Origin of the sequence: Amycolatopsis sp. NPDC049159 (genome assembly GCF_040648295.1) — a bacterium.
Lineage (GTDB): Bacteria > Actinomycetota > Actinomycetes > Mycobacteriales > Pseudonocardiaceae > Amycolatopsis > Amycolatopsis pretoriensis_A.
Window position 1 is genome coordinate 208,692 of sequence record NZ_JBEZDL010000017.1, and the last position, 22,530, is coordinate 231,221.

Annotated in this window: 25 protein-coding genes; 8 read left to right on the forward strand and 17 right to left on the reverse strand. The window is 71.2% G+C overall.

Translation table 11 applies throughout. The features are described 5' to 3' along the window. Nucleotides 1–77: 77 nt before the first annotated feature. The 3 genes from AB0B33_RS29875 to AB0B33_RS29885 all read right to left on the reverse strand — a co-directional run bounded on the left by AB0B33_RS29875 (nucleotide 78) and on the right by AB0B33_RS29885 (nucleotide 1,728). Nucleotides 78–554, reverse strand: a complete 477-nt coding sequence (locus AB0B33_RS29875) for a DNA starvation/stationary phase protection protein (protein ID WP_247017231.1) — start codon at nucleotides 552–554, stop codon at nucleotides 78–80. Nucleotides 555–595: 41 nt separating this feature from the next. Beyond that, nucleotides 596–1,018, reverse strand: coding sequence for an organic hydroperoxide resistance protein (locus AB0B33_RS29880; protein ID WP_247017228.1), 423 nt, complete (start codon nucleotides 1,016–1,018; stop codon nucleotides 596–598). 137 nt (nucleotides 1,019–1,155) lie between these two features. Continuing rightward, a complete protein-coding gene (locus AB0B33_RS29885; protein WP_360777667.1) occupies nucleotides 1,156–1,728 on the reverse strand; it encodes an NAD(P)H-dependent oxidoreductase in 573 nt (190 codons plus the stop codon). A gap of 127 nt (nucleotides 1,729–1,855) precedes the next feature. On the opposite strand from AB0B33_RS29885, the gene AB0B33_RS29890 reads away from it, so the two are divergent. Next, nucleotides 1,856–2,908: an alpha/beta hydrolase gene (locus AB0B33_RS29890; protein ID WP_360777669.1), complete on the forward strand. Its 1,053-nt coding sequence runs from the start codon at nucleotides 1,856–1,858 to the stop codon at nucleotides 2,906–2,908. Between the two features lie 72 nt (nucleotides 2,909–2,980). On the opposite strand, the gene AB0B33_RS29895 is transcribed toward AB0B33_RS29890, so the two are convergent. From AB0B33_RS29895 to AB0B33_RS29905, 3 genes are all read right to left on the reverse strand, one after another. After that, the gene (locus AB0B33_RS29895) at nucleotides 2,981–3,511 is read right to left on the reverse strand and encodes a hypothetical protein (protein WP_247017222.1); all 531 of its coding nucleotides are present in this window, start codon (nucleotides 3,509–3,511) and stop codon (nucleotides 2,981–2,983) included. A gap of 379 nt (nucleotides 3,512–3,890) precedes the next feature. Further along, on the reverse strand, nucleotides 3,891–4,490 hold the full coding sequence (locus tag AB0B33_RS29900) for a TetR family transcriptional regulator (protein ID WP_247017220.1): 600 nt from the start codon (nucleotides 4,488–4,490) through the stop codon (nucleotides 3,891–3,893). After that, nucleotides 4,471–5,997, reverse strand: coding sequence for a DHA2 family efflux MFS transporter permease subunit (locus AB0B33_RS29905; RefSeq protein WP_360777671.1), 1,527 nt, complete (start codon nucleotides 5,995–5,997; stop codon nucleotides 4,471–4,473). Before AB0B33_RS29905 ends, AB0B33_RS29900 begins: the two co-directional genes overlap by 20 nt. Nucleotides 5,998–6,163: 166 nt before the next feature. Between AB0B33_RS29905 and AB0B33_RS29910 the strand changes: the two genes are divergently transcribed. Beyond that, the gene (locus AB0B33_RS29910) at nucleotides 6,164–7,315 is read left to right on the forward strand and encodes an MFS transporter (protein WP_360777748.1); all 1,152 of its coding nucleotides are present in this window, start codon (nucleotides 6,164–6,166) and stop codon (nucleotides 7,313–7,315) included. 16 nt (nucleotides 7,316–7,331) lie between these two features. On the opposite strand, the gene AB0B33_RS29915 is transcribed toward AB0B33_RS29910, so the two are convergent. From AB0B33_RS29915 to AB0B33_RS29930, 4 genes are all read right to left on the reverse strand, one after another. Then, nucleotides 7,332–7,712, reverse strand: a complete 381-nt coding sequence (locus AB0B33_RS29915) for a hypothetical protein (RefSeq protein WP_247017216.1) — start codon at nucleotides 7,710–7,712, stop codon at nucleotides 7,332–7,334. 16 nt (nucleotides 7,713–7,728) lie between these two features. Then, complete coding sequence (locus AB0B33_RS29920) at nucleotides 7,729–8,907, reverse strand: RtcB family protein (protein WP_360777673.1); 1,179 nt, start codon at nucleotides 8,905–8,907, stop codon at nucleotides 7,729–7,731. Nucleotides 8,908–8,994: 87 nt separating this feature from the next. Next, complete coding sequence (locus AB0B33_RS29925; RefSeq protein ID WP_360777675.1) at nucleotides 8,995–10,032, reverse strand: aspartate-semialdehyde dehydrogenase; 1,038 nt, start codon at nucleotides 10,030–10,032, stop codon at nucleotides 8,995–8,997. Beyond that, entirely contained in the window at nucleotides 10,032–11,297 is a 1,266-nt protein-coding gene (locus AB0B33_RS29930; protein WP_360777677.1) for an aspartate kinase, read from the reverse strand. The genes AB0B33_RS29925 and AB0B33_RS29930 overlap by 1 nt, the downstream gene beginning before the upstream one ends. 228 nt (nucleotides 11,298–11,525) lie before the next feature. Here AB0B33_RS29930 and AB0B33_RS29935 point away from each other — a divergent pair, with 228 nt between their 5' ends. Continuing rightward, nucleotides 11,526–12,116, forward strand: a complete 591-nt coding sequence (locus tag AB0B33_RS29935) for a nitroreductase family protein (RefSeq protein WP_360777679.1) — start codon at nucleotides 11,526–11,528, stop codon at nucleotides 12,114–12,116. Between the two features lie 42 nt (nucleotides 12,117–12,158). Further along, complete coding sequence (locus AB0B33_RS29940; protein WP_247017206.1) at nucleotides 12,159–12,767, forward strand: hypothetical protein; 609 nt, start codon at nucleotides 12,159–12,161, stop codon at nucleotides 12,765–12,767. Here AB0B33_RS29940 and AB0B33_RS29945 read toward each other — a convergent pair. Next, nucleotides 12,764–13,132 (reverse strand): hypothetical protein, encoded by a 369-nt coding sequence (locus AB0B33_RS29945; protein ID WP_360777681.1) that lies wholly within the window; start codon nucleotides 13,130–13,132, stop codon nucleotides 12,764–12,766. The genes AB0B33_RS29940 and AB0B33_RS29945 overlap by 4 nt on opposite strands. A gap of 218 nt (nucleotides 13,133–13,350) precedes the next feature. Between AB0B33_RS29945 and leuA the strand changes: the two genes are divergently transcribed. Both leuA and AB0B33_RS29955 read left to right on the forward strand, forming a co-directional pair. Next, complete coding sequence (leuA, locus tag AB0B33_RS29950; RefSeq protein ID WP_360777683.1) at nucleotides 13,351–15,111, forward strand: 2-isopropylmalate synthase; 1,761 nt, start codon at nucleotides 13,351–13,353, stop codon at nucleotides 15,109–15,111. A 79-nt stretch (nucleotides 15,112–15,190) separates the two neighbouring features. After that, complete coding sequence (locus AB0B33_RS29955) at nucleotides 15,191–15,742, forward strand: DedA family protein (protein WP_360777685.1); 552 nt, start codon at nucleotides 15,191–15,193, stop codon at nucleotides 15,740–15,742. Here AB0B33_RS29955 and AB0B33_RS29960 read toward each other — a convergent pair. Then, nucleotides 15,729–16,340 carry a peroxiredoxin-like family protein gene (locus tag AB0B33_RS29960; RefSeq protein ID WP_360777687.1) on the reverse strand — a complete coding sequence of 204 codons (612 nt, stop codon included), beginning with the start codon at nucleotides 16,338–16,340 and terminating at the stop codon, nucleotides 15,729–15,731. The two genes, AB0B33_RS29955 and AB0B33_RS29960, sit on opposite strands and share 14 nt — an antisense overlap. A gap of 59 nt (nucleotides 16,341–16,399) precedes the next feature. Here AB0B33_RS29960 and AB0B33_RS29965 point away from each other — a divergent pair, with 59 nt between their 5' ends. Further along, on the forward strand, nucleotides 16,400–17,005 hold the full coding sequence (locus AB0B33_RS29965) for a TetR/AcrR family transcriptional regulator (protein WP_360777689.1): 606 nt from the start codon (nucleotides 16,400–16,402) through the stop codon (nucleotides 17,003–17,005). On the opposite strand, the gene AB0B33_RS29970 is transcribed toward AB0B33_RS29965, so the two are convergent. Then, on the reverse strand, nucleotides 16,995–17,900 hold the full coding sequence (locus tag AB0B33_RS29970; protein ID WP_360777691.1) for a LysR family transcriptional regulator: 906 nt from the start codon (nucleotides 17,898–17,900) through the stop codon (nucleotides 16,995–16,997). The genes AB0B33_RS29965 and AB0B33_RS29970 overlap by 11 nt on opposite strands. 86 nt (nucleotides 17,901–17,986) lie before the next feature. Between AB0B33_RS29970 and AB0B33_RS29975 the strand changes: the two genes are divergently transcribed. Next, nucleotides 17,987–18,883 carry an EamA family transporter gene (locus AB0B33_RS29975; protein ID WP_360777692.1) on the forward strand — a complete coding sequence of 299 codons (897 nt, stop codon included), beginning with the start codon at nucleotides 17,987–17,989 and terminating at the stop codon, nucleotides 18,881–18,883. Here the strand turns inward: AB0B33_RS29975 and AB0B33_RS29980 are convergent. The 4 genes from AB0B33_RS29980 to AB0B33_RS29995 all read right to left on the reverse strand — a co-directional run bounded on the left by AB0B33_RS29980 (nucleotide 18,880) and on the right by AB0B33_RS29995 (nucleotide 22,489). Next, on the reverse strand, nucleotides 18,880–19,527 hold the full coding sequence (locus tag AB0B33_RS29980) for a DedA family protein (RefSeq protein WP_247017188.1): 648 nt from the start codon (nucleotides 19,525–19,527) through the stop codon (nucleotides 18,880–18,882). The two genes, AB0B33_RS29975 and AB0B33_RS29980, sit on opposite strands and share 4 nt — an antisense overlap. A gap of 108 nt (nucleotides 19,528–19,635) precedes the next feature. After that, a complete protein-coding gene (locus AB0B33_RS29985; RefSeq protein ID WP_360777695.1) occupies nucleotides 19,636–20,280 on the reverse strand; it encodes an SDR family oxidoreductase in 645 nt (214 codons plus the stop codon). A gap of 677 nt (nucleotides 20,281–20,957) precedes the next feature. Then, nucleotides 20,958–22,133 carry a sigma-70 family RNA polymerase sigma factor gene (locus AB0B33_RS29990; RefSeq protein WP_360777697.1) on the reverse strand — a complete coding sequence of 392 codons (1,176 nt, stop codon included), beginning with the start codon at nucleotides 22,131–22,133 and terminating at the stop codon, nucleotides 20,958–20,960. Further along, nucleotides 22,130–22,489: a YciI family protein gene (locus AB0B33_RS29995; RefSeq protein WP_247017182.1), complete on the reverse strand. Its 360-nt coding sequence runs from the start codon at nucleotides 22,487–22,489 to the stop codon at nucleotides 22,130–22,132. The genes AB0B33_RS29990 and AB0B33_RS29995 overlap by 4 nt, the downstream gene beginning before the upstream one ends. Nucleotides 22,490–22,530: the final 41 nt, after the last annotated feature.

Genomic DNA, 22,530 nt, shown 5'->3' on the forward strand with positions numbered 1-22,530 from the left:
GCCACCGAAGGTACTGACCCCCACCGACGAAAAAGGGCCGCTCCGTACGGAACGGCCCTTTCGTGGCGATAAAAAAGTCAGGCCTGCTGGGCCTGCCACATCCAGTGCGCCTCTTCGAGCGCGCGAGTGATCTCGATCAGCAGGTCCTGCGTCACGAGGTCGCTCTTGTCGGTCTCGTCGATGCGGGCGCGCAGCCGCTCGATCAGCGTCGAGAGGATGTCGACGACCGCGGCGACCGTGGACTCGACGGACTGCCAGTTGTCCGGGTAGTCCGGCGCGCCCGAGCTCTCGACGACGGTCTTGGCCTTGCCGTTCGGCGAGACGCCGATGGCGTTGGCGCGCTCGGCGACCTCGTCGACGTACTGGCGCGCGGTGTTGACCAGCTCGTCGAGCTGCAGGTGCGCGCTGCGGAAGTTCGCGCCGACGACGTTCCAGTGCGCCTGCTTCGCGATGAGGGACAGGTCGACCAAGTCGACCAGCGTCGCCTGCAGGGCGTTGCCGGTGATCTCCTTGTCGGCCTCGGAAAGCGGGCTCTTGATCGGAGACTTGCTCATCTCTGGTGGTCCTTTCCTCGGACTGGTTCGACGACGGGGGATCAGACGGTGGCGGAGAGCGCGACCTCGATGTTGCCGCGGGTCGCGTTGGAGTACGGGCAGACCTGGTGGGCCTGCTCGACCAGCTGGTCGGCCTGCGCCTGCTCGAGGCCCGGGAGCGACACGTTCAGCGCGACGCCGAGGCCGAAGCCGACGTCCTGCTTGAGCACGCTCACCTCCGCGGTCACCGTCGAGTCGGCCAGCGCGACCTTGGCCTGGCGGGCGACCAGCTGCAGGGCGCTGTGGAAGCAGGCCGAGTAGCCGGCGGCGAAGAGCTGTTCGGGGTTCGTCTTGTCCCCGCCGGGGCCGCCCATCTCCTTCGGGATGGCCAGCGATTCGTCGATGACGCCGTCCGACGAAGTGACCTCGCCGTTGCGGCCGTCGCCGCGCGCCGTCGCCACCGCGGTGTAGATCGCCTGACCCATGCTCAGCCCGCCTTCTGCTCTGGATGCTCTTCGATCGAGCGTCTCACTGGGCACAACATCCCGCACCCGCGGAACAGTGCCCGCACATGGCAGGCGTCACGTTCATCGACTACCCCGGACCCACCCGGGTGAAAACGTCAAGCGGTGCGCGTCACCGCGAATTCGGCGACCTGCCGCCCGATCAGGCGAAGCGTCCGGACACTCTTCTCGTCCGACGCGCCACCGCCTTCGTCGAACTTGGTCTCGGCCGAGTTGATCGAACCACCCAGTGGGGTGGCCCAGCCGCGCAGCGCGTGCGTGATCGTGCGCAGCTGCTCCAGCGTGGTCACCGCGGCCTGCCAGCCGTACGCGACGGCGGCGAGGCCGACCGCGCGGCCGTCGAGGTACGGGCGGCGGTCGTCACGCAGGTCTTCGACGTAGTCCAAGGCGTTCTTGACCAGGCCGGACAGCGCGCCGTGGTAACCGGGCGAGACGACGATGACCCCGTCCGCCTCCCGGATGGCTTCGACGAGCCGCGTGGCGCGTTCGTCGCGCTCCGGCACGCCGGCGTCGTAGAACGGGAGGACCAGGTCCGGGCCGGTCAGCAGCCGGGTCCGGACGCCGACTTCGGCCGCGCCGCCGAGCGCGATCTGCAGCGCGCGTTCGGACTGCGAGCCCTCCCGCAGAGAGCCGCCGATCCCGAGCACGTTGAGCGTCCTGGCTGAAGTCACGTTTTCCAGGCTAACCCCTCCACTTAACTGGAGGACCAGACTCTGGGACCGAGGTCCCGGTCACACCTGGACCTGTTACCTACTGACAAGTAACGTCCGGGGCGGCACCGAAGCTCAGGAGGAACCCATGGCGATCCCGCTCCCGGTCCGCGTCCAGGCGGCCGCGTCCCAGCTGGCGTTCTGGCTGCCCGCGCCGGTCCGGCGCGCGGCGGCGGGCCGGACCGTCCGCATCGACGGCCAGGACCTCGCGCTCGACGCCCAGCTGCTGCTCCGGCTGCAGAAGATCGCCCGCGCCGAGCTCGTGCGCGGGTCGGTCGAGCAGTCGCGGGCCCTGCTCGACGTGGGCCGGCACCTGGTCAGCGGCCGGCCGGTCGAGCCCGTCTCGGTGCGTGAGCTCGACGTGCCGACACCGGACGGCGACCTGCCGGCGACGCTCTACACGCCGGTCGGACTGCCCGAGAAGTCGCCGCTGCTGGTGTTCTTCCACGGCGGCGGCTGGGTGATCGGCACCCGCGCGAGCCACGACAACGCCTGCCGCTTCCTGGCCAAGCACGCCGGGGTGCGGGTGCTGTCGATCGAGTACCGGCTGGCCCCGGAATTCCCCTTCCCGGCGGCGACCGGCGACGCGCTGGCGGCGTTCGACTACGCCGTGGCGAAGGCGGGCGACCTCGGCGCCGATCCGGCGCGGATCGCCGTCGGCGGGGACAGCGCGGGCGGCAACCTCGCCGCCGTCACCGCGCAGCAGGCGGTCAAGCGCGGCGGCCCGGCGCCGGCGTTCCAGCTGCTGATCTACCCGGCGACGGACTTCGCGCACCGGTACCGCTCGCAGGACCTGTTCGCCGAGGACCTGTTCCTGACCGACGTGCACATGAAGTGGTTCGAAGGCCACTACGTGCCGGAGGGCAGCGACCTGACCGACCCGCGGCTTTCCCCGCTGCGCGCGGACGACCTGAGCGGCCTGCCGCCGGCACTGGTCGTCACGGCGGGGTTCGACCCGCTGCGCGACGAAGGTGAGGCGTACGCGGAGAAGCTGCGCGAGGCGGGCGTCGAGGTGGCATTGCGCCGGCACGAGGACCTGATCCACGGGTTCATCAACTTCACCGGCGTCGGCACGCGGTTTCGCGAAGCACTCGCCGAAACCGCGGGCGCGCTGCGACAGGGACTGGCCGGAAAGGGCTGAACCGAATCCGGGGCCCGGCGCGGAGAAATGTCCGCGCCGGGCTCCGGATCCCCCTGTTTCCCGTGGCCGGAGTCAGCCCGCCGGTGCGGGCAGCGGGGGCACCGGCAGCGGCGGTACGGGCAGCCCGCCGAGCAGGCCGCCGAGGATTCCGGTGACGGCCGCGAGCAGCGCCTTCACCAGGTCGCTGACGATCTTCAACGGCCCGGGCAGGTCGGGCAGCGACGGGATGGGCAACGGCAGCGGCGGCAGCTGGCGCGCCTTCGCCGTCGGGTCGGTCAGGAGCCTGCTGGACTCGTCCGCCCGGCCTTTGGCCAGGCCGGCGAGCTGCTCGGTGTCGGTCTGGACGGTGTAGCGCTTGCCGGCCGCGATGTCCGCGAGCACCGGGCTGAACTGCCCGAGGTCGCCGCGCGTGGCACCGACGTTGCCCGCGTAGGCCACCTTGGTGAGGTCGTCACGCATCTGGAGCACCTGTGCGGCGAGGGCCTGGGTGCTGGAGGAACCCTTGCCCCCGTCCGGGCTCGCCGACGCCATACCCGCCGTTCCGACCGCGAGCAGACTGCCGGCGGCTACCAGGGCGATGACCCGCCCGATCTTGCCTTTCATTTTTACCTCCTGGCCTCGGGAGACCTGACGGGTTAAATCGATACCCGCCGTATCGGAGATAAGCCACCCGATCACCGGTTCGAGACGTTTTCTAACCCTTACGTGCCGGATCCGGAAAAGGCGAACTGGCCCGCATCTGATTAACGTCGAAAGCTTGCCCCTCCCCCTGAAGATCACCCTTGCCGAGCACGGTCGTCACTCAGCGGTGATCACTGTCCACTATGGAACGATTGGGGCACCTACACGGGTGTAAACGGTGATCTTTTGGCTTCATCACTCCGTCGGACCGCGTGTCCTGACTGCTCCAGACGGGGTGTCCCCCACGTTCGCGCCGCCACCCACACAGGTCAGCGCGCAGATCCGAAGGCGATTCGCCGATTCAGAGCGGCAAACCCTCTTCCAGGTGGGCAACGGCTTCGTCGAGCACGGCCAGCGTGTCCGCCTCGGGATCCGCCGCCGACCCCAGGAACGCGGCCAGGACGACGCCGACCACCGCGCCCGCCCAGTTGCGGACCTCGAAGCCGCCCGGCTCGCGGCCGGTGCGCTGCGCGGCGAACCCGGCCAGCAGGTCGATCCCCTCGGCGAACTTGTCCATGGCCGCCGTGCGCAGCTCGGGTTCGCGCAGCACCAGCCGCTGCCGCTGGCGTTCACGCTCCCATTCGTCGGCGGGGAGCACCTCGCGGATGGTGGTCACGGTCGCCCGCAGCGCGCCGATCGGGCTGAGCTCGGCCGGCTGCGCCAGCGCCGCGGCGATGAGCAGCGGGTCGAAGGGGTCGTACAGCACCGTCGCCTCCTTCGTCGGGAAGTACCGGAAGAAGGTGCTGGGCGAGATCTCCGCCGCGGCCGCGATCTGGTCGACCGTCGTCGCGCTGTAGCCCCGCTCGTGGAACAGCCGCAACGCGTGCCGCTGGATCGCGGCGCGCGTCTTGGCCTTCTTCCGTTCGCGCAGTCCCTGCGGTTCAGATGGCGACGACGTCATGCCCCGATTCTCGCGGCTGCACCTCCGCGGCCGCCCGGCCGGGCAGGAACAGCGCCGCCAGCAGCGCGCCGGCCACGCCGAGCCCGGCGCAGACCCACAGCGTCACCGCCATGCCGTCGGTGAACGCGACCCGCGCGGACTCGGCGAGCCCCGGCAGGTGGAGCTTCCCGGCGACGGCGATCGCGGCGGACGCGCTGCCCCGCGCCACGTCGGCCACCGGCCCGGGCAGGCCCGCCACCCCGACGCCGTCGCGGTAGACGCCGTTGAGCACCGTGCCCAGCACCGCGACGCCGATGGTGCCGCCGACCTGGCGCAGCACCTGGATCAGCGCCGAGCCGGCGCCCGAGCGGCCCTCGGTGAGCGCGCCCATCGCCATCGACATCAGCGGCGGCAGCGTGCACCCGGTGCCGAGGCCGATGACGACCTCCCAGCCGGCCGTGCCGCCGTAGCCGTCCGACGGCGCCGTCGCCGAACCCCAGGCCAGGCCCACCGCGAGCACCAGGAACCCGCCGGTGACGACCACCCGCACGCCCACCGCGGCGACCAGCCGCTCGGCGATCTTGGCCGAGACCAGCATCCCGCCGATCAGCGGCAGGAGCCGCAGCCCGGTCTGCAGCGCGTCGGCGCCCTGCACAGCCTGGAACAGCTGCGGCAGCACGAACATCAGGCCCATCAGCGCGAAGGACGCCACCGTGGCGAGCACCGCGCCCCAGACGAACCGCGGTTCGCGCAGCAGCGCGAGGTCGGTGAGCGGCGCGGCCACCCGCGTCTGGGTCCGGCAGAACACCGCCACGAGCGCGACGCCGAGCGCGATCAGGCCGTAGGTCACCGGGTCGGCCCAGCCGTGCTCGCCGGCGTGGACGAAGCCGTAGGTGAGCGCGACCAGCCCGGCGGCCGAGAGGGCGATGCCCGCGAGGTCGACGCGGCCCCGGCCCGACCCCGGCGTGAGCGGCACGAGGAACACCACCGCGGCCACCCCGACGGCCGTCAGCGGGACGTTGACGAGGAAGACCGAGCCCCACGCGAAGTGGTCGAGCAGCCAGCCGCCGAGCAGCGGCCCGAGCGGGATGCCGGCGAACGTCGCCAGCACCCACGTCGTCAGCGCCTTCGCGCGCTCTTCGGGCGGGAAGAGGGTGTTGAGCAGCGAGAGCGACAGCGGGATGAGGAACGCGGCGCCGACGCCGAGCACGACCCGGGCGGCGATCAGCGCGCCCGGCGAACCGGCGTAGGCGCACGCCAGCGAAGCCAGCCCGAACAGCACGAGCGCGCCGAGCAGGAGCTTCTTCGGGCCGAAGCGGTCGCCGAGCAGGCCCGCCGGGAGCAGGAGGGCGGCGAGCGCCAGCGTGTAGGCGTTGCCGAACCACTGCAGCTGCGTCGTCGTGGCGCCGAGGTCGACCGCCAAGGTCGGCACGGCGACGTTGAGCACAGTCAGGTCGAGGCCGACGGTCAGCAGGCTCACCGCGAGCGCACCGAGCGCCCACCACCTGCGCGGATAGGGCTGAGTCATAGCGACCCCCATTTGATAGTTGCTACCAAATGAGAGTAGCTATCAAATTTACCGAGCACCAGTGCCGAAATTTTGTTGCACGCGCGTACCAGGTTGGGTTCTCATCGGGGACGTGCCGCTGCAGCCCTACCGCCGGGTCCTCGCCGTTCCCCGTGTCCCCTCGACCATGGCCCTGATGTTCCTGGCGCGGCTGCCGATGACCATGAACGGCGTGATGATGACGCTGTACATCGTCACCGGGCTCGGCCGCGGCTACGGCGCCGCCGGGCTGGTCGGCGCCGGCGTCACCCTCGGGATGGCCCTTGGCGCGCCGCTGCTCGGCCGGTTCCTGGACCGGTACGGGCTGCGCCCGGTCGTCGCGGTCTGCGGGCTCGCCACGACGGCGTTCTGGATCGCCGCACCGCACCTGCCGTACGCGGCGCTGGCCGTGGTCGCGGTCCCGGCCGGCGCGCTCTCGGTGCCGGCGGGCTCACTGGCCCGGCAGGTGCTGGCCGCGCTCGTCCCGGTGGCCGAGCGGCGGGCGGCGTACTCGCTGGACACGATCTCGATCGAAGCGACGTTCATGATCGGCCCGGCGGCCGGCATCGCGGCGATGACCGCGCTCTCACCGACGTTCACGCTCAGCGCGCTCGGCGTCCTGTTCGGCGGCACGGCGTTCCTGATCTGGCTGGTCGACCCGCCGATCCGCGACGACCTCGAGCCGGTCGTCGACGGCGTCCGGCCGAAGCTGCGCACCTGGCTGTCCTGGCAGCTGGTGGCCACGCTCCTGATCGCGGGCGGCGCGCTGTTCGTGCTGGTCGGCACCGAACTGGCGACGCTGGCGGCCCTGCGCGCGAACGGCGACATCGGCGTGACCGGCCTGGTCATCGCGGTGATGTGCGCGGCATCGATCCTGGGCGGCATCGTCCACGGCGCGGTCAAGCGGTCGCTGCCGCAGGGCGTGCTGATGCTGCTGATGGCGCTGCTGGTGGTGCCGGTCGGGCTGGCCGACCAGCCGTGGTGGCTGCTGATGCTGGTGCTGATCCCGACGAACCTGCTGTGCGCCCCGACCCTGGCGGCGACCACGGAGACGGTCAGCAGGATCGCGCCACCGCGGGTCCGCGGGGAGGCGATGGGCTTGCAGGACGCGTCGACCCGGCTCGGGCTGGCCCTGGGCAGCCCGTTCGTGGGCTTCGCGATCGACCACTCGAGCCCGGCGTGGGGCTTCGCGGCGGCGGGCCTGGGCGGTCTGGTGATCGCGGCGGCGGGCTTGCTGCGCCGCCACACCCGCACGGTGGACCCGACCGCGGAGCCGGTCCCGGCACTGGCGGAGAGCTAGCCTGCCCGCCGCCGGGTCAGCCGCAGGCCGCGCGGAGGGCGTCGAGCTTCGTGACGTTGCGCTGGACCCACCGGGCCACGACGCCGGCGTCCTCGATGCGTTCCTTCTGCACCTCGACGTACGAGCCCGCCATGCCGAGCAGCGCGTTCTTCACGTCCTGGTCCTGGACGTTCGCGGCCAGTTCGCGCAGCCGCTTCTCCTTGTCCGCGGCGCGCGCCTTGAGCTTGTCCGGGTCGACCAGCGGGTTCAGGTCCGCCAGCCCGAGCGCCTCCGTGCAGGCACTCACCTTGTCCGCCGTCCTCGACCCCTGGTCGACCGCGTTGCCGACCTCGGCGCACCCGCTCAGCAGCAGTGCGGCCCCGGCCAGCAACGCGGCCGTCGTTCCACCCCTCGTCATGGCGCCAAGGTACCGGTCAGCCCTTGACGCAGACCACCTGCTTGAGGTGCGCGACGACCTCGACCAGGTCCGTCTGCGCCCGGATCACCGAATCGATGTCCTTGTACGCGGCCGGGATCTCGTCGACGACGCCGGAGTCCTTGCGGCACTCGACGCCGGCCGTCTGGGCCGCGAGGTCGTCGGCCGTGAACAGCTTCTTGGCCTTGGTGCGGGACATCCGGCGGCCGGCGCCGTGCGACGCCGACTGGAACGACGAGTCGTTCCCGAGCCCGCGGACGATGTACGAACCGGTCCCCATGCTGCCCGGGATGATCCCAAGGTCACCCGATCCGGCGCGGATCGCGCCCTTCCGGGTGACGAGCAGCTCGACACCGTCGTACGTCTCCTCCGAGACGTAGTTGTGGTGGCAGGAGATGGCGTCGTCGAACGTCGTCTGCGGCACGACGTCCTTCAGCGCCTGCTTCACCAGCGCGACCATCGTGGCGCGGTTGCGCGCCGCGTAGTCCTGCGCCCAGAACAGGTCACGCCGGTAGGCCGCCATCTCCGGCGTGCCGGCGACGAACACCGCGAGGTCGCGGTCGGGCAGGTCGGCGTTGTGCGGCAGCTTGCGCGCGACCGCCATGTGCCGCTCCGCGAGCTCCTTGCCGATGTTGCGCGAACCCGAATGCAGCATCAGCCAGACGCGGCCGTCGTCGTCGAGGCAGACCTCGATGAAGTGGTTCCCACCGCCGAGGCTCCCGATCTGGCGCGCGGCCCGGTCGTGCAGCTCCTGGACGCCGGTGTGCAGTTCGCCGAAGCCCCGCCAGAACGCGTCCCAGCCGCCGACGCCGTGCACCTTCGCGGGGTTGACGGGCGTCTTGTGCAGCCCGAACCCCACCGGCACGGCGCTTTCGACGCGCCGGCGCAGCTTGCCGAGGTCGTCGGGCAGGTCGGCGGCGGTCAGCGACGTCCGGACGGCGCTCATCCCGCACCCGATGTCCACCCCGACGGCGGCGGGCGAGACGGCGTCGCGCATGGCGATGACGCTGCCGACGGTCGCTCCCTTGCCGTAGTGCACGTCGGGCATCACGGCGAGCCCGTGCACCCACGGCAGGTTGGCGACGTTCTGCAGCTGCCGCATGGCCTGCTCTTCGACCGACGCGGGATCCGCCCACATCCGGATCGGGACGCGGGCGCCGTCGACAGCGGTGTACATGATTTCCTCCCCTGGAAATGTTTTCGCGGTGCCCAGGATCTCCTGAGCACCGCGAAACGCCAAGTGAGTTTCAGCTGTCCACTGTGGTCACTGCTGCGCGATCAGCTCCGCGATCTGCACCGCGTTCAGCGCCGCGCCCTTGCGCAGGTTGTCGTTCGAGATGAACAGCGCCAGGCCGCGGCCGCCCTCGATGCCCTGGTCCGCCCGGATGCGGCCGACGTAGCTCGGGTCGTTGCCCGCCGCCTGCAGCGGGGTCGGGACCTCCGACAGCTCGACGCCCGGCGCGTGCGTCAGCAGCTCGGTCGCGCGCTCGGGAGTCAGCGGCTGCGCGAACTCCGCGTTCACCGAGATCGAGTGGCCCGAGAACACCGGCACCCGCACGCAGGTGCACGAGACGCCGAGGCCCGGGATGCTCAGGATCTTGCGGCTCTCGTTGCGGAACTTCTTCTCTTCGTCCGTCTCGAACTCGCCGTCGTCCACAATGGACCCGGCCATCGGCAGGACGTTGAACGCGATCGGGCGGACGTACTTCGCCGGCTTCGGGAAGTCGATCGCCGCGCCGTCGTGGGTGAGCAGCGACGCGTGCTCGGCCGCCGCGCGGACCTGGCCCGCCAGCTCGTCGACGCCGGCCAGCCCGCTGCCGGACACCGCCTGGTACGTCGACGCGATCAGGCGGACCAGCCCGGCCTCGTCGTGCAGCGGCTTCAGCACCGGCATCGCGGCCATCGTGGTGCAGTTGGGGTTCGCGATGATCCCCTTGCGCGCCTCCTTGATCGCCTGCGGGTTGACCTCGCTGACGACCAGCGGCACGTCCGGGTCCATCCGGAACGCCGAGGAGTTGTCGATCACCGTCACGCCCGCCTCGGCGAACCGCGGCGCCTGCGCCTTGGACGTCGAGCCGCCCGCCGAGAACAGCGCGATGTCCAAACCGGACGGATCCGCCGTCGACGCGTCTTCGATCGTGATTTCGGTGTCGCGCCAAGGCAGCTTCGAACCCGCCGAGCGCGCCGAAGCGAAGTACCGGAGCTCGGCGATCGGGAACTCCCGCTCCGCCAGCAGCTTGCGCATCACCGCGCCGACCTGGCCGGTCGCGCCGACCACCCCGACCCGCAGTCCCTCGGTCATCAGCGACCACTCCCCGCGTAGACGACGGCTTCTTCGTCGCCGCCGAGTTCGAACGCCTCGTGGATCGCGCGCACGGCTTCGTCGAGCTGCGCGTCCCGGATCAGCACCGAGATGCGGATCTCCGAGGTGTTGATGATTTCGATGTTGACGCCGGCGTTGGCCAGCGCTTCGCAGAACGTCGCCGTCACGCCGGGGTGCGAGCGCATCCCGGCGCCGACCAGCGAGACCTTGCCGACGTGGTCGTCGTAGAGGACGGACTCGAAGCCGATCTCCGCCTTGACCTTCTCCAGCTCCTTGACCGCCTTGGCGCCGTTGGCCTTCGACAGCGTGAACGTGATGTCGGTGCGGCCGGAGACGGTGCTGGACACGTTCTGCAGCACCATGTCGATGTCGATTTCGGCGTCGGCGATCACGCGGAAGATCCGGGCCGCGGCACCGGTGTGGTCCGGCACGCCGGTGACCGTGATCTTGGCTTCGGAGCGGTCGTGCGCCACACCGGTGATCAGGGCTTGTTCCACGGGGATCTCCTCGATAGAACCGGTCACCGTCGTGCCCGGCTTGTCACTGTAGGAAGAGCGGACTCGGATCGGCACGCCGTAGCGCCGCGCGTACTCGACCGAACGCAGGTGCAGGATCTTCGAGCCGCTCGCGGCGAGCTCCAGCATCTCCTCGTAGGGGATGACGTCGAGTTTCTTCGCGTCCGGCACGATCCGCGGGTCGGCCGAGTACACACCGTCCACATCGGAGTAGATCTCGCAGACGTCGGCGTTGAGCGCCGCGGCCAGCGCGACGGCGGTGGTGTCCGAGCCGCCGCGGCCGAGCGTGGTGATGTCCTTGGTGTCCTGCGCGACCCCCTGGAAGCCCGCCACCAGCGCGACGTAACCCTGCTCGAGGGCTTCGGTGACACGGCTGGGCGTGACGTCGATGATGCGCGCGTTGCCGTGCACCGACGTCGTGACGACGCCGGCCTGCGAACCGGTGAACGACCACGCTTCGGCGCCCTGGGCCGCGATCGCCATCGCGACCAGCGAGTTCGAAATGCGCTCACCGGCGGTGAGCAGCATGTCCATCTCCCGCTCCGGCGGCGCCGGGTTGACCTGCTGCGCCAGGTCGAGCAGCTCGTCGGTGGTGTCACCCATCGCCGAGCAGACCACCACGACGTCGTTCCCCGCCTTCTTGGTGGCGACGATCCGCTCCGCGACGCGCTTGATCCGGTCGGCACTTTCCAGCGACGATCCGCCGTACTTCTGGACCACGAGGGCCACGCCCGAACCTCCTCGCGGGCCGGGCGGCTCCCTGGTGGGCACCGGAGAGCCCCCGCGTCCCATGATTTGAAGAGGAGCCTACCGGGGCTGGGACGGCCCGCCACCCTCTTGACGTGGGGCGGACCCTTTGCGTGGGTCACTCGGAAGTAAATCTTCCGCAACACCAACGAAATGCGCGGAGCCCTTCCTCCCGAGTGACACAGCGCACGCCTGGGTATCGTCGAGATCGTGCGAAAGCCAGCTGTGACGAGCGTCCCGATCTCGACCCTGATGGCCGAACGTTGGAGCCCGCGGGCTTACGACGAGTCGGCCTTGGTCACCCCGGAGCAGGTCCGCGCCCTGCTGGAAGCGGCCCGCTGGGCTCCGTCGTTCGGCAACACCCAGCCCGCCCGGTACCTGGTGGGCGTCCGCGGGACCCCGGCGTTCGACGCGATCCTGGCGACGCTGAACTCGGGCAACCGGGCGTGGGCGCACCGCGCGGGCCTGCTGCTGATCGGCGTGGTGGTGACGACGAACGAGAAGGGCGACGTCCCGTACGCGGAGTACGGGCTCGGGCTGGCGTCGGAGAACCTCGTGCTGCAGGCGGTGGAGCTCGGGCTGATCGCGCACCAGATGGCGGGGTTCTCGCCCGATGCGGTGCGGGACGCCTTCTCGCTGCCGCCGGACGCGGTGCCGAAGGTGGCGATCGCGGTGGGGTCGGCGGCCGCGCCCGAGGTGCTGGAGGAGGACTGGCGGATCGAGCGGGAGAAGGCCGAGCGGGTGCGGGTGCCGCTGGCGGAGTTCGCGTTCACCGACCAGTGGGGCAAGCCGGCGCTGTAACCGTGTCCGCCGATCCGCGACTTCACCGGCAGGAGGTGGCCGATGGACGAGCGGGAAGCGGTGCACAACGAGGCGTCCGGCGTCTCGACGGGCAGTTTCGGGCAGATCGGCGCGGTGCACGGGAACGTCATCTTCACCGGCGGGCCGCCACCCGAGCCACCCCCGCGACCGGCCGCCGCTTCCGGGCCGGGCCCGGCCGAGGCGGCCCGGACCGCCGTTCGCCTGATGGCCGAGCTCGGCAAGCAGCCGCTGGCCCGGATCCGCAAGAACGGCTACGCCGGGATCTACCGTGAATTGGCGAAGCTGGCTCCACCCGACGCCGCGGCCGTGCTCCGGTACCTGCCCCTCGAGGAGATCAGCGGCCTCCTCCACGAGATGCCCGTGCCGCTCGCCGCCCGGGTGCTGCCGCAGCTCGGCCTCGACCACCTGCGCGAATTGGCGGCCCGTCAGCCGCAGGCCTTCGCCGACGGCCGGCTGCTCTGCTACTCACCGGCCGAAGACGTCGTCGAACTGCTGCGCGAACTGCCGTCGTCGACCGCGATGGACCTGCTCGGGCAGCTGCGGCGCGGCTCGACCGGCAGCACCGACGGCGAGCACCACGCGCGGCAGGCCGCGGCGGCCCGGATCTGGGAAGGCCTGGCCCGGCGTTAGGAAGCGCCGCCCACCCGGCGGATCACCTTCGCGAGGATGCCCGACACCACGAGCCAGAAGATCGCCGCGATGCCGTAGTTCACCAGGACGCGCAGCTTTTCGTCACTCGGCGTGAACAGGTCGCTGAACCCCAGCGCCAGGCCGTCCGCCCAGGACTTCACGAACGAGACGATGCCGTTGTCCGGGTTGGCCGAGCCGACCGTGAAGATCACGTGGATCACCAGGAACGCCGCGAAGACCAGTCCCACCCAGCGGACGATCGACGCCACCGCGGAGGCAGCGCGGCCCCCGGTCCTGCGCCAGTCGACGGGAGCCCGGCGGGAGACCTCGGTCTCCTCCGACGACGACTCTGCGTGCTCAGCCATGCCCGCAGTTTCGCACGGCGACCGTCCAATTGCTACCCACAGGTAACCCCGGGAAGGGGCCGCCCGGCTTCCCTCGGGCGGCGTTGCCTGGTTATGGTGGGGTCGTGGCGCGTGCTCTCCTGCTTCGCTGCCGCGACGGGGCCTGACCGGACCGGCTCCCCGTCGCGGGGCTTCGTGGTGCCGGTCGCACCCGTCGAGCTGGAGACACCCCCGAACCCATGAGCAAGATCCGCAAGCCCTCTCGTCCCGCGCCCGCTGACCAGCCCGCTTGGAACACCCAGCGCGGCACGTCCATGCCGGTGCACCGCTACCGCCCCTGGTACGACGTCGTCGAGAACATCGACCTGCCCGACCGCACCTGGCCCGCCAAGCGCATCGACCGCGCGCCGCTGTGGTGCGCCGTCGACCTGCGGGACGGCAACCAGGCCCTGATCGACCCCATGTCGCCCGCGCGCAAGCGCAAGTTCTTCGACCTGCTGGTCCGCATGGGCTACAAGGAGATCGAGGTCGGCTTCCCGGCCGCGTCGCAGACGGACTTCGACTTCGTCCGCGAGATCATCGACGAAGGCGCCATCCCCGACGACGTCAGCATCCAGGTGCTGACCCAGTGCCGCCCGGAGCTGATCGAGCGGACGTTCCAGTCGCTCGAAGGCGCGCCGCGCGCGATCGTCCACATCTACAACTCGACGTCGATCCTGCAGCGCCGCGTGGTCTTCCGCGAGGAGCGCGAAGGCATCAAGAAGATCGCGACGCAGGCCGCCGAAATGGTCGTCGAGCTGGCCGACAAGCAGCCCGACACCGACTTCCGGTTCCAGTACTCGCCGGAGTCCTACACCGGCACCGAGCTGTCGTACGCGCTCGAGGTCTGCGACGCCGTCACCGAGATCTGGCAGCCGACGCCGGAGAAGCCGGTGATCCTGAACCTGCCGGCGACCGTCGAGATGGCGACGCCGAACGTCTACGCCGACTCGATCGAGTGGATGAGCCGCAACCTGGCCCGCCGCGACTCGGTGATCCTGTCGCTGCACCCGCACAACGACCGCGGCACCGGCATCGCCGCGGCCGAGCTGGGTTTCCAGGCCGGCGCCGACCGGATCGAAGGCTGCCTGTTCGGCAACGGCGAGCGCACCGGCAACGTCGACCTGGTCGCGCTGGGCATGAACCTCTACAGCCAGGGCATCGACCCGCAGATCGACTTCTCCGACATGGACGAGATCAAGCGGACGGTCGAGTACTGCAACCAGCTGCCGGTGCCCGAGCGCTCGCCGTGGGGCGGCGACCTGGTGTTCACCGCGTTCTCCGGCAGCCACCAGGACGCGATCAACAAGGGTCTCGACGCGCTGAAGGACGCCGCCGACAAGGCCGGCGTACCCGTCGAGGAGCACCCGTGGGAGGTCCCGTACCTGCCGATCGACCCGAAGGACGTCGGCCGCACGTACGAGGCGGTCATCCGGGTGAACTCGCAGTCCGGCAAGGGCGGCGTGGCCTACATCATGAAGGCCGAGCACCAGCTCGACCTGCCGCGGCGCCTGCAGATCGAGTTCTCGAAGGTCATCCAGCGCCACACCGATTCCGCGGGCGGCGAGGTCGACCCGACGACGATGTGGAACGCGTTCTCGGCCGAGTACCTGGAGCTGAAGACGCCGCTGGAGCTGGTCCGCCAGCACGTCCGCGATAACGGCGACGGCGAGTACGACATCACCGCGACGGTCCGGGTGGAGGGTGACGAGCACGAGGTCACCGGCAGCGGCAACGGCCCGATCGCGGCGTTCTTCGACGCGCTGTCCACAGTGGGCTTCGACCTGCGCCTGCTGGACTACAGCGAGCACACGCTCTCCCCGGGTGACGACGCACGCGCGGCGTCGTACATCGAGTGCGCGATCTCGGACCGCGTGTTCTGGGGCATCGGCGTCGACCCGTCGATCGTGACGGCGTCGCTGCGCGCGGTCGTGTCGGCGGTGAACCGCGCCAACCGCTGAACCTGTGGGCCGCCTGTCGGGTTCCTGTGAGTACCCCTTGATCCGGAGTTTCCGGGCCTGACCGGCGGTTGATGGGGATGTGGACGCGACTACGGCCGGACTGCTGGTGCTGTTCGTCGTCTCGCTGGTGCCGCTGCTGCCCACCGAGGTGACGCTCCTCGGCATGGGCGTCGCGGCGGCGCAGGGCGGGACTTCGCTGGCCCTGGTGATCGCCGTGGCGAGTGCCGGGTGCCTGGCGTCCGACCAGGCGCTCTACGCCCTCGGCCGGTTCGGTGGCCGGGCGGCGCTGAACCGGCTGAGCCGGCGGCGGAAGATCGCCGCCGGCATCGGCTGGGTCGACGGGCGGCTGCAGCGCCACCCGCGTCCCGTGCTGGTGATCGCCCGCTGGCTGCCCTCGGGCGGCACGGTCGGCGCGCTGCTCGCCGGCTCGCTCCGGTGGCCGATGGCGGAGTTCTTCACCGCTTCGGCCATCGGCGTCACGCTCTGGACGTCCTACGTGGCCTTCCTCGGCTACGCGGGCGGCCGGCTCATCACCGAACCCGGGATCAGCGTGCTGCTCTCCCTGGGCGTCGCCCTGGTCCTGGGTTCGGTGATCACCTACGGCGTGAAGCGCGGCGCTAAAGCGACTTGACCGCTTCGAGGATCTCCGCCGGTTCGGTCCGCGTGACGAAGTCCGGGTGGACGTCGACGAACCGCAGCACCCGGTCCCGGTCCACCACGACGACCGCCGGGTGGACCAGCTCCCAGGTGCCGTTGACCGCTTCGAGGTCGGTGCCGAGCGTCTCCATGGCCTCGCGCACGACGGCGGACACCGGGTAGCTCAGCCCGAGGCCCCGCGCGACCGTGCTCCCGACGTCCGACAGCACCGGGAACGCCAGCTCCGGCGCCGGGCCGTCCGGCCGCTGCGGGCTGATCGCGACCAGGCTCGCACCGGACTTCCCCAGCTCGGGCAGCACTTCCTGCTGGTAGGTGCGCAGGGTCAGGTTGCAGTACGGGCACCACTGGCCGCGGTAGAACACGAGCACCGCCGGCCCGTCCGCGACGAGCCGGCCCAGGCTCGTCGTCGCACCATCGGCTGCCGGCAGCGTGAAGTCGTCGATCTTGGTGCCGACCTCCGCGAAGTCCGTCGCGGCCCGGCGCCGGTCCGCTTCGAGCACGGCGAAGATCTCCGGCGGCAGCACGCCGCGGAGGTGGTCGTTCACGCCGGTCAGGGCGTTGTCGAGCGTCATGGATCCCCCTAGCCTGTTGTACTGATCGGTACAGTGTGCCGAACTGTACTATTCGGTACATGGAGACGCAAGCAGCGGCCTCGACCCCGCGCGGCAAGCGGACGCGGGAAGCGATCGTCGACGCGGCGGCGGGCCTGATGTACGTCGACGGCGTCGCGGGCACGAGCGTCGACAAGGTGCTCGCCGCGAGCGGGGCCGGGAAATCGCAGATGTACCACTACTTCAAGAACAAGGAACAGCTGGTCGAGGCCGTGATCGACCGGTACGTCGAGCAGATCCTCGCCAACCAGCCGGCGATTTTCACGCTGAGCTCGTGGGCCGACCTCGAGACGTGGACCGAGCAGCTGCTGGACGTCCACCGCCGCGCGGGCACGCCGGTCGCCTGCCCGCTGGGCAACCTCGCCGGCGAAGTCGGCGACAACCCGAAGCTCGCGCCGCTGGTCGACCAGGCCTACCGGCAGTGGGAGTCGCACCTCGTGCGCGGGCTGACCACGTTGCGGGACAAGGGAGAGCTCGCGCCCGACGCCGACCCGGCCCGGCTGGCGCAGGCGGCGATGACGTCCGTCCAAGGTGGACTGCTGCTGGCGCACATCCGGCACGACCTCACGGCGTTGGAGGACGCGCTGGGCATCGCGCTGACGTACCTGCGCGGCTTCAAGCGGTGAGCTGGGCGACCTCCGCGGCCAGTTCCTCGATCACCTTGGCCACCGCCGGGCGCTGCAGCGCGCCCGTGCGGCACACCGCCTCCACCAGCCGCGCCGCGCGGATGCCGGCCAGCGGCCGGCTGACCAGCCCGCTGCCCCGCCGCGTGTCGATCGTGTAGCGCGGCACCAGCGCGATGCCGTGGCCGGCCGCGACCAGCCGTTCGGTGATCCGGAAGTCGTTGATCCGCTGGACGACGACCGGCCGCACGCCGGTGCGGACGGTCAGCGAGCGCAGCACGTCGTCCACCGGGAACCCGTGGTCGACGCCGATCCAGCGTTCGTCGGCCAGCTCCGCCAGGTCGACGCGCCGCCGGCTCGCCAGGCGGTGCCCGGTCGGCAGCGCCACGTCGAGCGGTTCGCGCAGCAGCGGCACGACGTCGAGGCGGTCCGAATCGAACTCCGGCGCGTGCTCGTCCCGGTGCGCCACGACGACGTCGTAGTCCGCGACCAGGCCGGGCACCTCCGGCGGCGTCATGTCGACGTCGCGGACGTCGACCTCCAGCCCCTCGTACGCGGCGACGCGGGTCAGCAGGCCGGGCAGCAGCATCAGCCCGGCCGACTGGAAGATCGCGACGCGCACCCGCCCGCGCGGCGCGCTGCGGTAAGTGTCCAATTCGGACTCCGCGCGCTCGAGCGCGGCCAGCACCTCGTCGGCGCGGGCGACCAGCGCCCGCCCCGCGTCGGTCAGCCGCAGGCCCCGCCCGGCCGGCTCGGTGAGCGGCAGCCCGACCTCGCCCTGCAACGCGCGCAGCTGCTGCGAGACGGCCGACGGCGTGCAGTGCAGCGCCCGCGCGGCCGCCGTCACGCTCCCGCGGTCGGCGAACTCCCGCAGCGTGCGCAGTCGTCCCAGGTCCACGGCGCCAGCATATGTGAAGCGGTGCTACAAAGTCCCTGCAGATATTCTCGCTGGTCCTTCACGGTCGACGTGGTCACAGTGGAGGCATGCCCGCTCGTGACCGCCTGCTCGCCGTGCTCGTCGCCGTCCTCTGGGGACTCAACTTCCTCGCCATCCACGCCACGCTCGGCCAGTTCCCGCCGGTGTTCGCGGGGGCGCTGCGGTTCGCCGTCATCGCCGTGCCGACGATCCTGTTCGTGCCGTGGCCGAAGGTGAAGGTGCGGTACCTGCTCGGCTACGGCCTCGGCTTCGGCACCGGGCAGTTCGCGTTCCTGTTCATCGCGATGGACACCGGGATGCCGACCGGGCTCGCGTCGCTGGTGCTGCAGGCGTCGGCGCCGTTCACGGTGCTGCTCGGCGCCGTCTTCCTGCGCGAACGCGTCACGCCGCACCAGCTGGCCGGCATCGGGCTGGCGGTCGCCGGGATGGTCGCGATCGCGTGGCAGCAGTCCGGGCACGCCGCCCTGCTGCCGATGGTGCTGACCCTGCTGGGCGCGCTGAGCTGGGCGTTCGGCAACCTGAGCACGCGCCGGGCCGAGCCGGACAACCCGCTGCACTTCACGCTGTGGATGTCGGTCGTGCCGCCGCTGCCGATGTTCGCGCTCTCGCTGGTCATGGAGGGCCCGGCCGCGCAGTGGCGGTCGCTGACGACGCTCGGCACCCCGACCGGCCTGACCGCGCTCGGCGGCCTGACCTACGTCGTGCTGATCGGCACCGTCGTCGGCTCCGGCCTGTGGACGACGCTGATGCGGCGCAACCCGGCCGGCGTCGTGTCGCCGTTTTCGCTGCTGGTGCCGGTGGTCGGGCTGTCGGCGTCGTTCATCTTCCTCGGCGAGCGGCCGACCGGGCTGGAGATCGGGGCGGCCGCCGTCGTGATCGCCGGCGTGCTGCTGGGCTCGCTGCGGTTCACGCGCAAACCCCAGCCGGAGCTGGTGGCGGTCTAGGCCGCCGTCTCCTCCTGCTTCGGGGTCTCTTCTTCACCCTCGTGGGTGCGGCCGAGGCGCTTCTTCATGACGAAGAAGACGACGATGCCGATGACGACCGCGGCCACCAGGCCGAACTTCGAGAACCGGCCGAGCCACTGTTCGGCCACGACGCCGAGGTAGTAGACGAGCACGGTGGTGCCGCCGGCCCAGACGATGCCGCCGGCCGCGTTCGCCAGCAGGAACTTGGGGTAGTGCATGCGCAGCGACCCGGCGAGCGGGCCGGCGAGGATGCGCAGGAACGCGATGAAGCGGCCGAGGAAGACAGCCCACACACCGCGTTTGTCGAAAATGCGTTCGGCGTTGGCCAGGTGCGTCGGGCCGAAGTGCTTCGGGAATTTCCGCCCGGCCCAGGCGAACAGGCGCTGGCCACCGGTCTTCCCGATGAAATACCCGATGCTGTCGCCGATGATGGCGCCGGCACTGGCCAGCACCGCGATCCAAACCGGGCTCAGGGTGTCGTGCTGCGAGGCCAGCAAGGCCGCGCTGACCAGCACGATCTCGCCGGGGAGCGGGATGCCGAGGCTCTCGATCATGATCACCGCGCCGACGATCAGGTACACCGAGAGCGGCGGGATCGCCTCCAGCCATTGGTCGATGTGCACTGCTCGTACCCCCTGGTACTCCGGAATCTGCTTTCCGAAGGGTACCGGGGGCGGGGCGCTCGGGGCGGCCTACTCAGGTATTGCGGGGGGTCCTACTCAGGTCGGGGGTCAGTCGAGCGCGGCGAGGGCCGGCGCGACCGGGAATTCCCCGGAAACGACGTCGAACCCACGGTTTTCGGTGAGCGGCTCGGCCAGCGTCCCGACGAGCACGGCAGCGACGTCCTGCCTGGTGATGCGCCCCGGTTCGAGGTGCCCGGCGGCCTTGACCCGCCCGGTCGCGGGCCCGTCGGAAAGCGTCCCGGGCCGGACGATCGTCCAGGTCAGCGCCGATTTCTGCAGGACGCTGTCGGAGATCTGCTTGGCGAGCAGGATCGACCGGACGAGCCGATCGCCCTGATCGGGTGAGTCGGCGAACTGCGCGGAGAGCTGCACGAAGCGAGCCACCCCCGCTTCCTCGGCGGCCCGGATGGCGGTGATGGCCCCGTCCCGGTCGACGAGGTTCACCGATTCGGGTTCCGGATCGGGGGCCCCGATCGTGGTGATGACGACGTCGGAGTCCTTGAGGACCTCGACGAGATCGGCCGGATCGGCGGTGACGTCGGCGAGCACGGGTTTGACGTTCTCGATCCCGCGAAGCAACTCGGCCCGCTTCCGGCTGCGGAGGCCGGCTTTCACGGCGTGACCGCGCGCGGCGAGCAGGCGGACTACGTGGAAGCCGGTTCGCCCGGTCGCGCCCAGCACGGTGACCTGCATGGGGTGATCCTCCCGCAGATGGGGGTGGTTCGCCGGTCCACAGGGTTGTCCACAGGGTTCACCCCCATGTGGACAACTCGGGGAGCGGCCGGGTTTTATCGGGGTGCGGCGATAGGCTGGAACGGGGATGGCCCCCTGGGAGGGTGGGCGCTGCGGTGGGGGCGGCGGGCACCGCGGGCGGCACTGCCGAGCGGGCACCGCGGCGGGCACTGCCGAGCGGGCACTGCCTGCGGCGCACCAGCGAAGTCGCAACCTCCGCGCGAGCCGGCCGGTGCCGCGGAACGTCATGAACGACCCTTTCATCGCGTCCGGCGAGGTGAACGACTCGTTCATGACATCCCGGGTCGGGGAGGGCGGGCGGGCACCGCCGAGCGGGCACCGCAGGCGGGCACCGCCGAGCGAGCACCGCAGGCGGGCACCGCCGAGCGAGCACCGCAGGCGGGCACCGCCGAGCGAGCACCGCGGGCGGGCACTGCCCGCGGCGAGAGCGGGCGCTGCGGTGCCGAGCGGGCGCTGCGGTGCCGAGCGAGCGCCCGCGGCAGGCACTGCCCGCGGCGCACCAGCGAAGTCGCAACCCCCGCGCGAGCCGGCCGGTGCCGCGGGAACGTCATGAACGCCCCTTTCATCGCGTCCGGCGAGGTGAACGACTCGTTCATGACATCCCGGGGAGGACGGGCTCAGGCTTCGGCCAGCGCGGCCGCCCGGGACCGCAGGTAGCCCTGCTCCGGCACGCTCAACGTCCGTTCGGCCGCCGCCAGGTACGCCTCTCGAGCCCCGGTCACATCCCCCGACAGCTCCAGCAAGTGCGCCCGCACCGCGTCGACCCGGTGGTGTGCCGCCAACGCCGGGTCCGACGCCGCCGCCAGCTCCGCCAGTCCCGCCTCGGGACCCGCCACCTGCGCCAGTGCCACCACCCGGTTCACCGTCACCATCGGGCCCGGCGCCACCACGCGCAGCAAGTCGTACAGCGTCAGGATCTGGGCCCAGTCCGTCGTCTCCGTCGACGCCGCCTCGTCGTGCACCGCCGCGATCGCCGCCTGGAGCTGGTACGGGCCGATCGGCGACGACGACAGCGCGCCCGTGATCAGGGCGATCCCCTCCGCGATGAACTCGCGGTTCCACAGCGACCGGTCCTGCGAGGCCAGCGGCACCAGTTCCCCCGACGGCGACACGCGCGCCGGGCGGCGGGCGTCCGTCAGGAGCATCAACGCCAGCAGGCCCGTCACCTCGCCGTCCTCCGGCAGCGACGCGCGCAGCTGCCGGGTCAGCCGGATCGCCTCCGTCGTCAGCTCGACCCGGTTCACCGCGTCGCCGGAGCTGGCCGTGTGGCCCTCCGTGAAGATCAGGTACAGCACCTCCAGCACCCGGTCCGGCGAGCCCGAAGCGACGAACCGCTCGCCGCGCAGGGAGCGCTTCGCGCGGCTGATGCGCTGGCCGATCGTGGCCTCCGGGACCAGGAACGCCCGCGCGATCTCCGCCGTCGTCAGGCCGCCGACCGCGCGCAGCGTCAGAGCCACCTGCGACGGCCGTGACAGCGACGGGTGGCAGCACAGCAGCAGCAACGTCAACGTGTCGTCGACCGCGACCGGCGCCGGGTCCGGTGGCTCGGCCAGCGCCACCGCCGCTTCACGGCGTTGCCGGGCCGTCTCGCTGCGCAGCTGCTCGATGCGGCGGCGGGACGCCGTCGTGATCAGCCAGCCCTTCGGGTTGTCCGGCATCGCCGACGGCCACTGCTGCGACGCCGCCAGCAGCGCCTCCTGGACCGCGTCCTCGCACGCGTCGAAGTCGCCGTAGCGGCGGACCAGCGCCGTGACGACCTGCGGGGTCAGCGAGCGCAGGAGGTCGGGGATCACCGGAGCCCCATCACCGGCCGCACCTCGACCACCCCGAACGACGCCTCCGGGACGCGGCCGGCGATTTCGGTCGCGCGTTCGAGGCTCTCGCAGTCCAGCAGGTAGAAGCCGGCGAGGAACTCCTTGGCCTCGGCGAACGGGCCGTCCGTCGTCAGGACGCCGCCTTCGCCGGCGCGGACCTGCTTCGTCAGCTCCGGGTAGGCCAGGCGCTCGGACACGACGCGCTCGCCGGACGCGTCGAGGTCGTCGTTGAGCTGCTGGTAGTGCGCGAGACCGGCCGCGCGCTGCTCGTCGCTCATGCCCGCCCACGCCGCGCGGGACTCGGGATTGCCGTAGATCAGCACCACGTACTTCACGAACGCCTCCCGCTGGATGTCGAAATCCGCGCGACGGCGCC

Excerpts from the sequence above, each read along its gene's own strand:
- leuA (WP_360777683.1), top strand. The coding sequence starts at position 13,351 with ATGAGCAAGATCCGCAAGCCCTCTCGTCCCGCGCCCGCTGACCAGCCC.
- AB0B33_RS29895 (WP_247017222.1), bottom strand. The coding sequence starts at position 3,511 with ATGAAAGGCAAGATCGGGCGGGTCATCGCCCTGGTAGCCGCCGGCAGT.
- AB0B33_RS29960 (WP_360777687.1), bottom strand. The coding sequence starts at position 16,340 with ATGACGCTCGACAACGCCCTGACCGGCGTGAACGACCACCTCCGCGGC.
- AB0B33_RS29925 (WP_360777675.1), bottom strand. The coding sequence starts at position 10,032 with ATGACCGAGGGACTGCGGGTCGGGGTGGTCGGCGCGACCGGCCAGGTC.
- AB0B33_RS29910 (WP_360777748.1), top strand. The coding sequence starts at position 6,164 with ATGGCCCTGATGTTCCTGGCGCGGCTGCCGATGACCATGAACGGCGTG.
- AB0B33_RS29900 (WP_247017220.1), bottom strand. The coding sequence starts at position 4,490 with ATGACGTCGTCGCCATCTGAACCGCAGGGACTGCGCGAACGGAAGAAG.
- AB0B33_RS29905 (WP_360777671.1), bottom strand. The coding sequence starts at position 5,997 with ATGACTCAGCCCTATCCGCGCAGGTGGTGGGCGCTCGGTGCGCTCGCG.
- AB0B33_RS29880 (WP_247017228.1), bottom strand. The coding sequence starts at position 1,018 with ATGGGTCAGGCGATCTACACCGCGGTGGCGACGGCGCGCGGCGACGGC.
- AB0B33_RS29890 (WP_360777669.1), top strand. The coding sequence starts at position 1,856 with ATGGCGATCCCGCTCCCGGTCCGCGTCCAGGCGGCCGCGTCCCAGCTG.
- AB0B33_RS29915 (WP_247017216.1), bottom strand. The coding sequence starts at position 7,712 with ATGACGAGGGGTGGAACGACGGCCGCGTTGCTGGCCGGGGCCGCACTG.
- AB0B33_RS29975 (WP_360777692.1), top strand. The coding sequence starts at position 17,987 with ATGCCCGCTCGTGACCGCCTGCTCGCCGTGCTCGTCGCCGTCCTCTGG.
- AB0B33_RS29965 (WP_360777689.1), top strand. The coding sequence starts at position 16,400 with ATGGAGACGCAAGCAGCGGCCTCGACCCCGCGCGGCAAGCGGACGCGG.
- AB0B33_RS29875 (WP_247017231.1), bottom strand. The coding sequence starts at position 554 with ATGAGCAAGTCTCCGATCAAGAGCCCGCTTTCCGAGGCCGACAAGGAG.
- AB0B33_RS29985 (WP_360777695.1), bottom strand. The coding sequence starts at position 20,280 with ATGCAGGTCACCGTGCTGGGCGCGACCGGGCGAACCGGCTTCCACGTA.
- AB0B33_RS29920 (WP_360777673.1), bottom strand. The coding sequence starts at position 8,907 with ATGTACACCGCTGTCGACGGCGCCCGCGTCCCGATCCGGATGTGGGCG.
- AB0B33_RS29940 (WP_247017206.1), top strand. The coding sequence starts at position 12,159 with ATGGACGAGCGGGAAGCGGTGCACAACGAGGCGTCCGGCGTCTCGACG.
- AB0B33_RS29945 (WP_360777681.1), bottom strand. The coding sequence starts at position 13,132 with ATGGCTGAGCACGCAGAGTCGTCGTCGGAGGAGACCGAGGTCTCCCGC.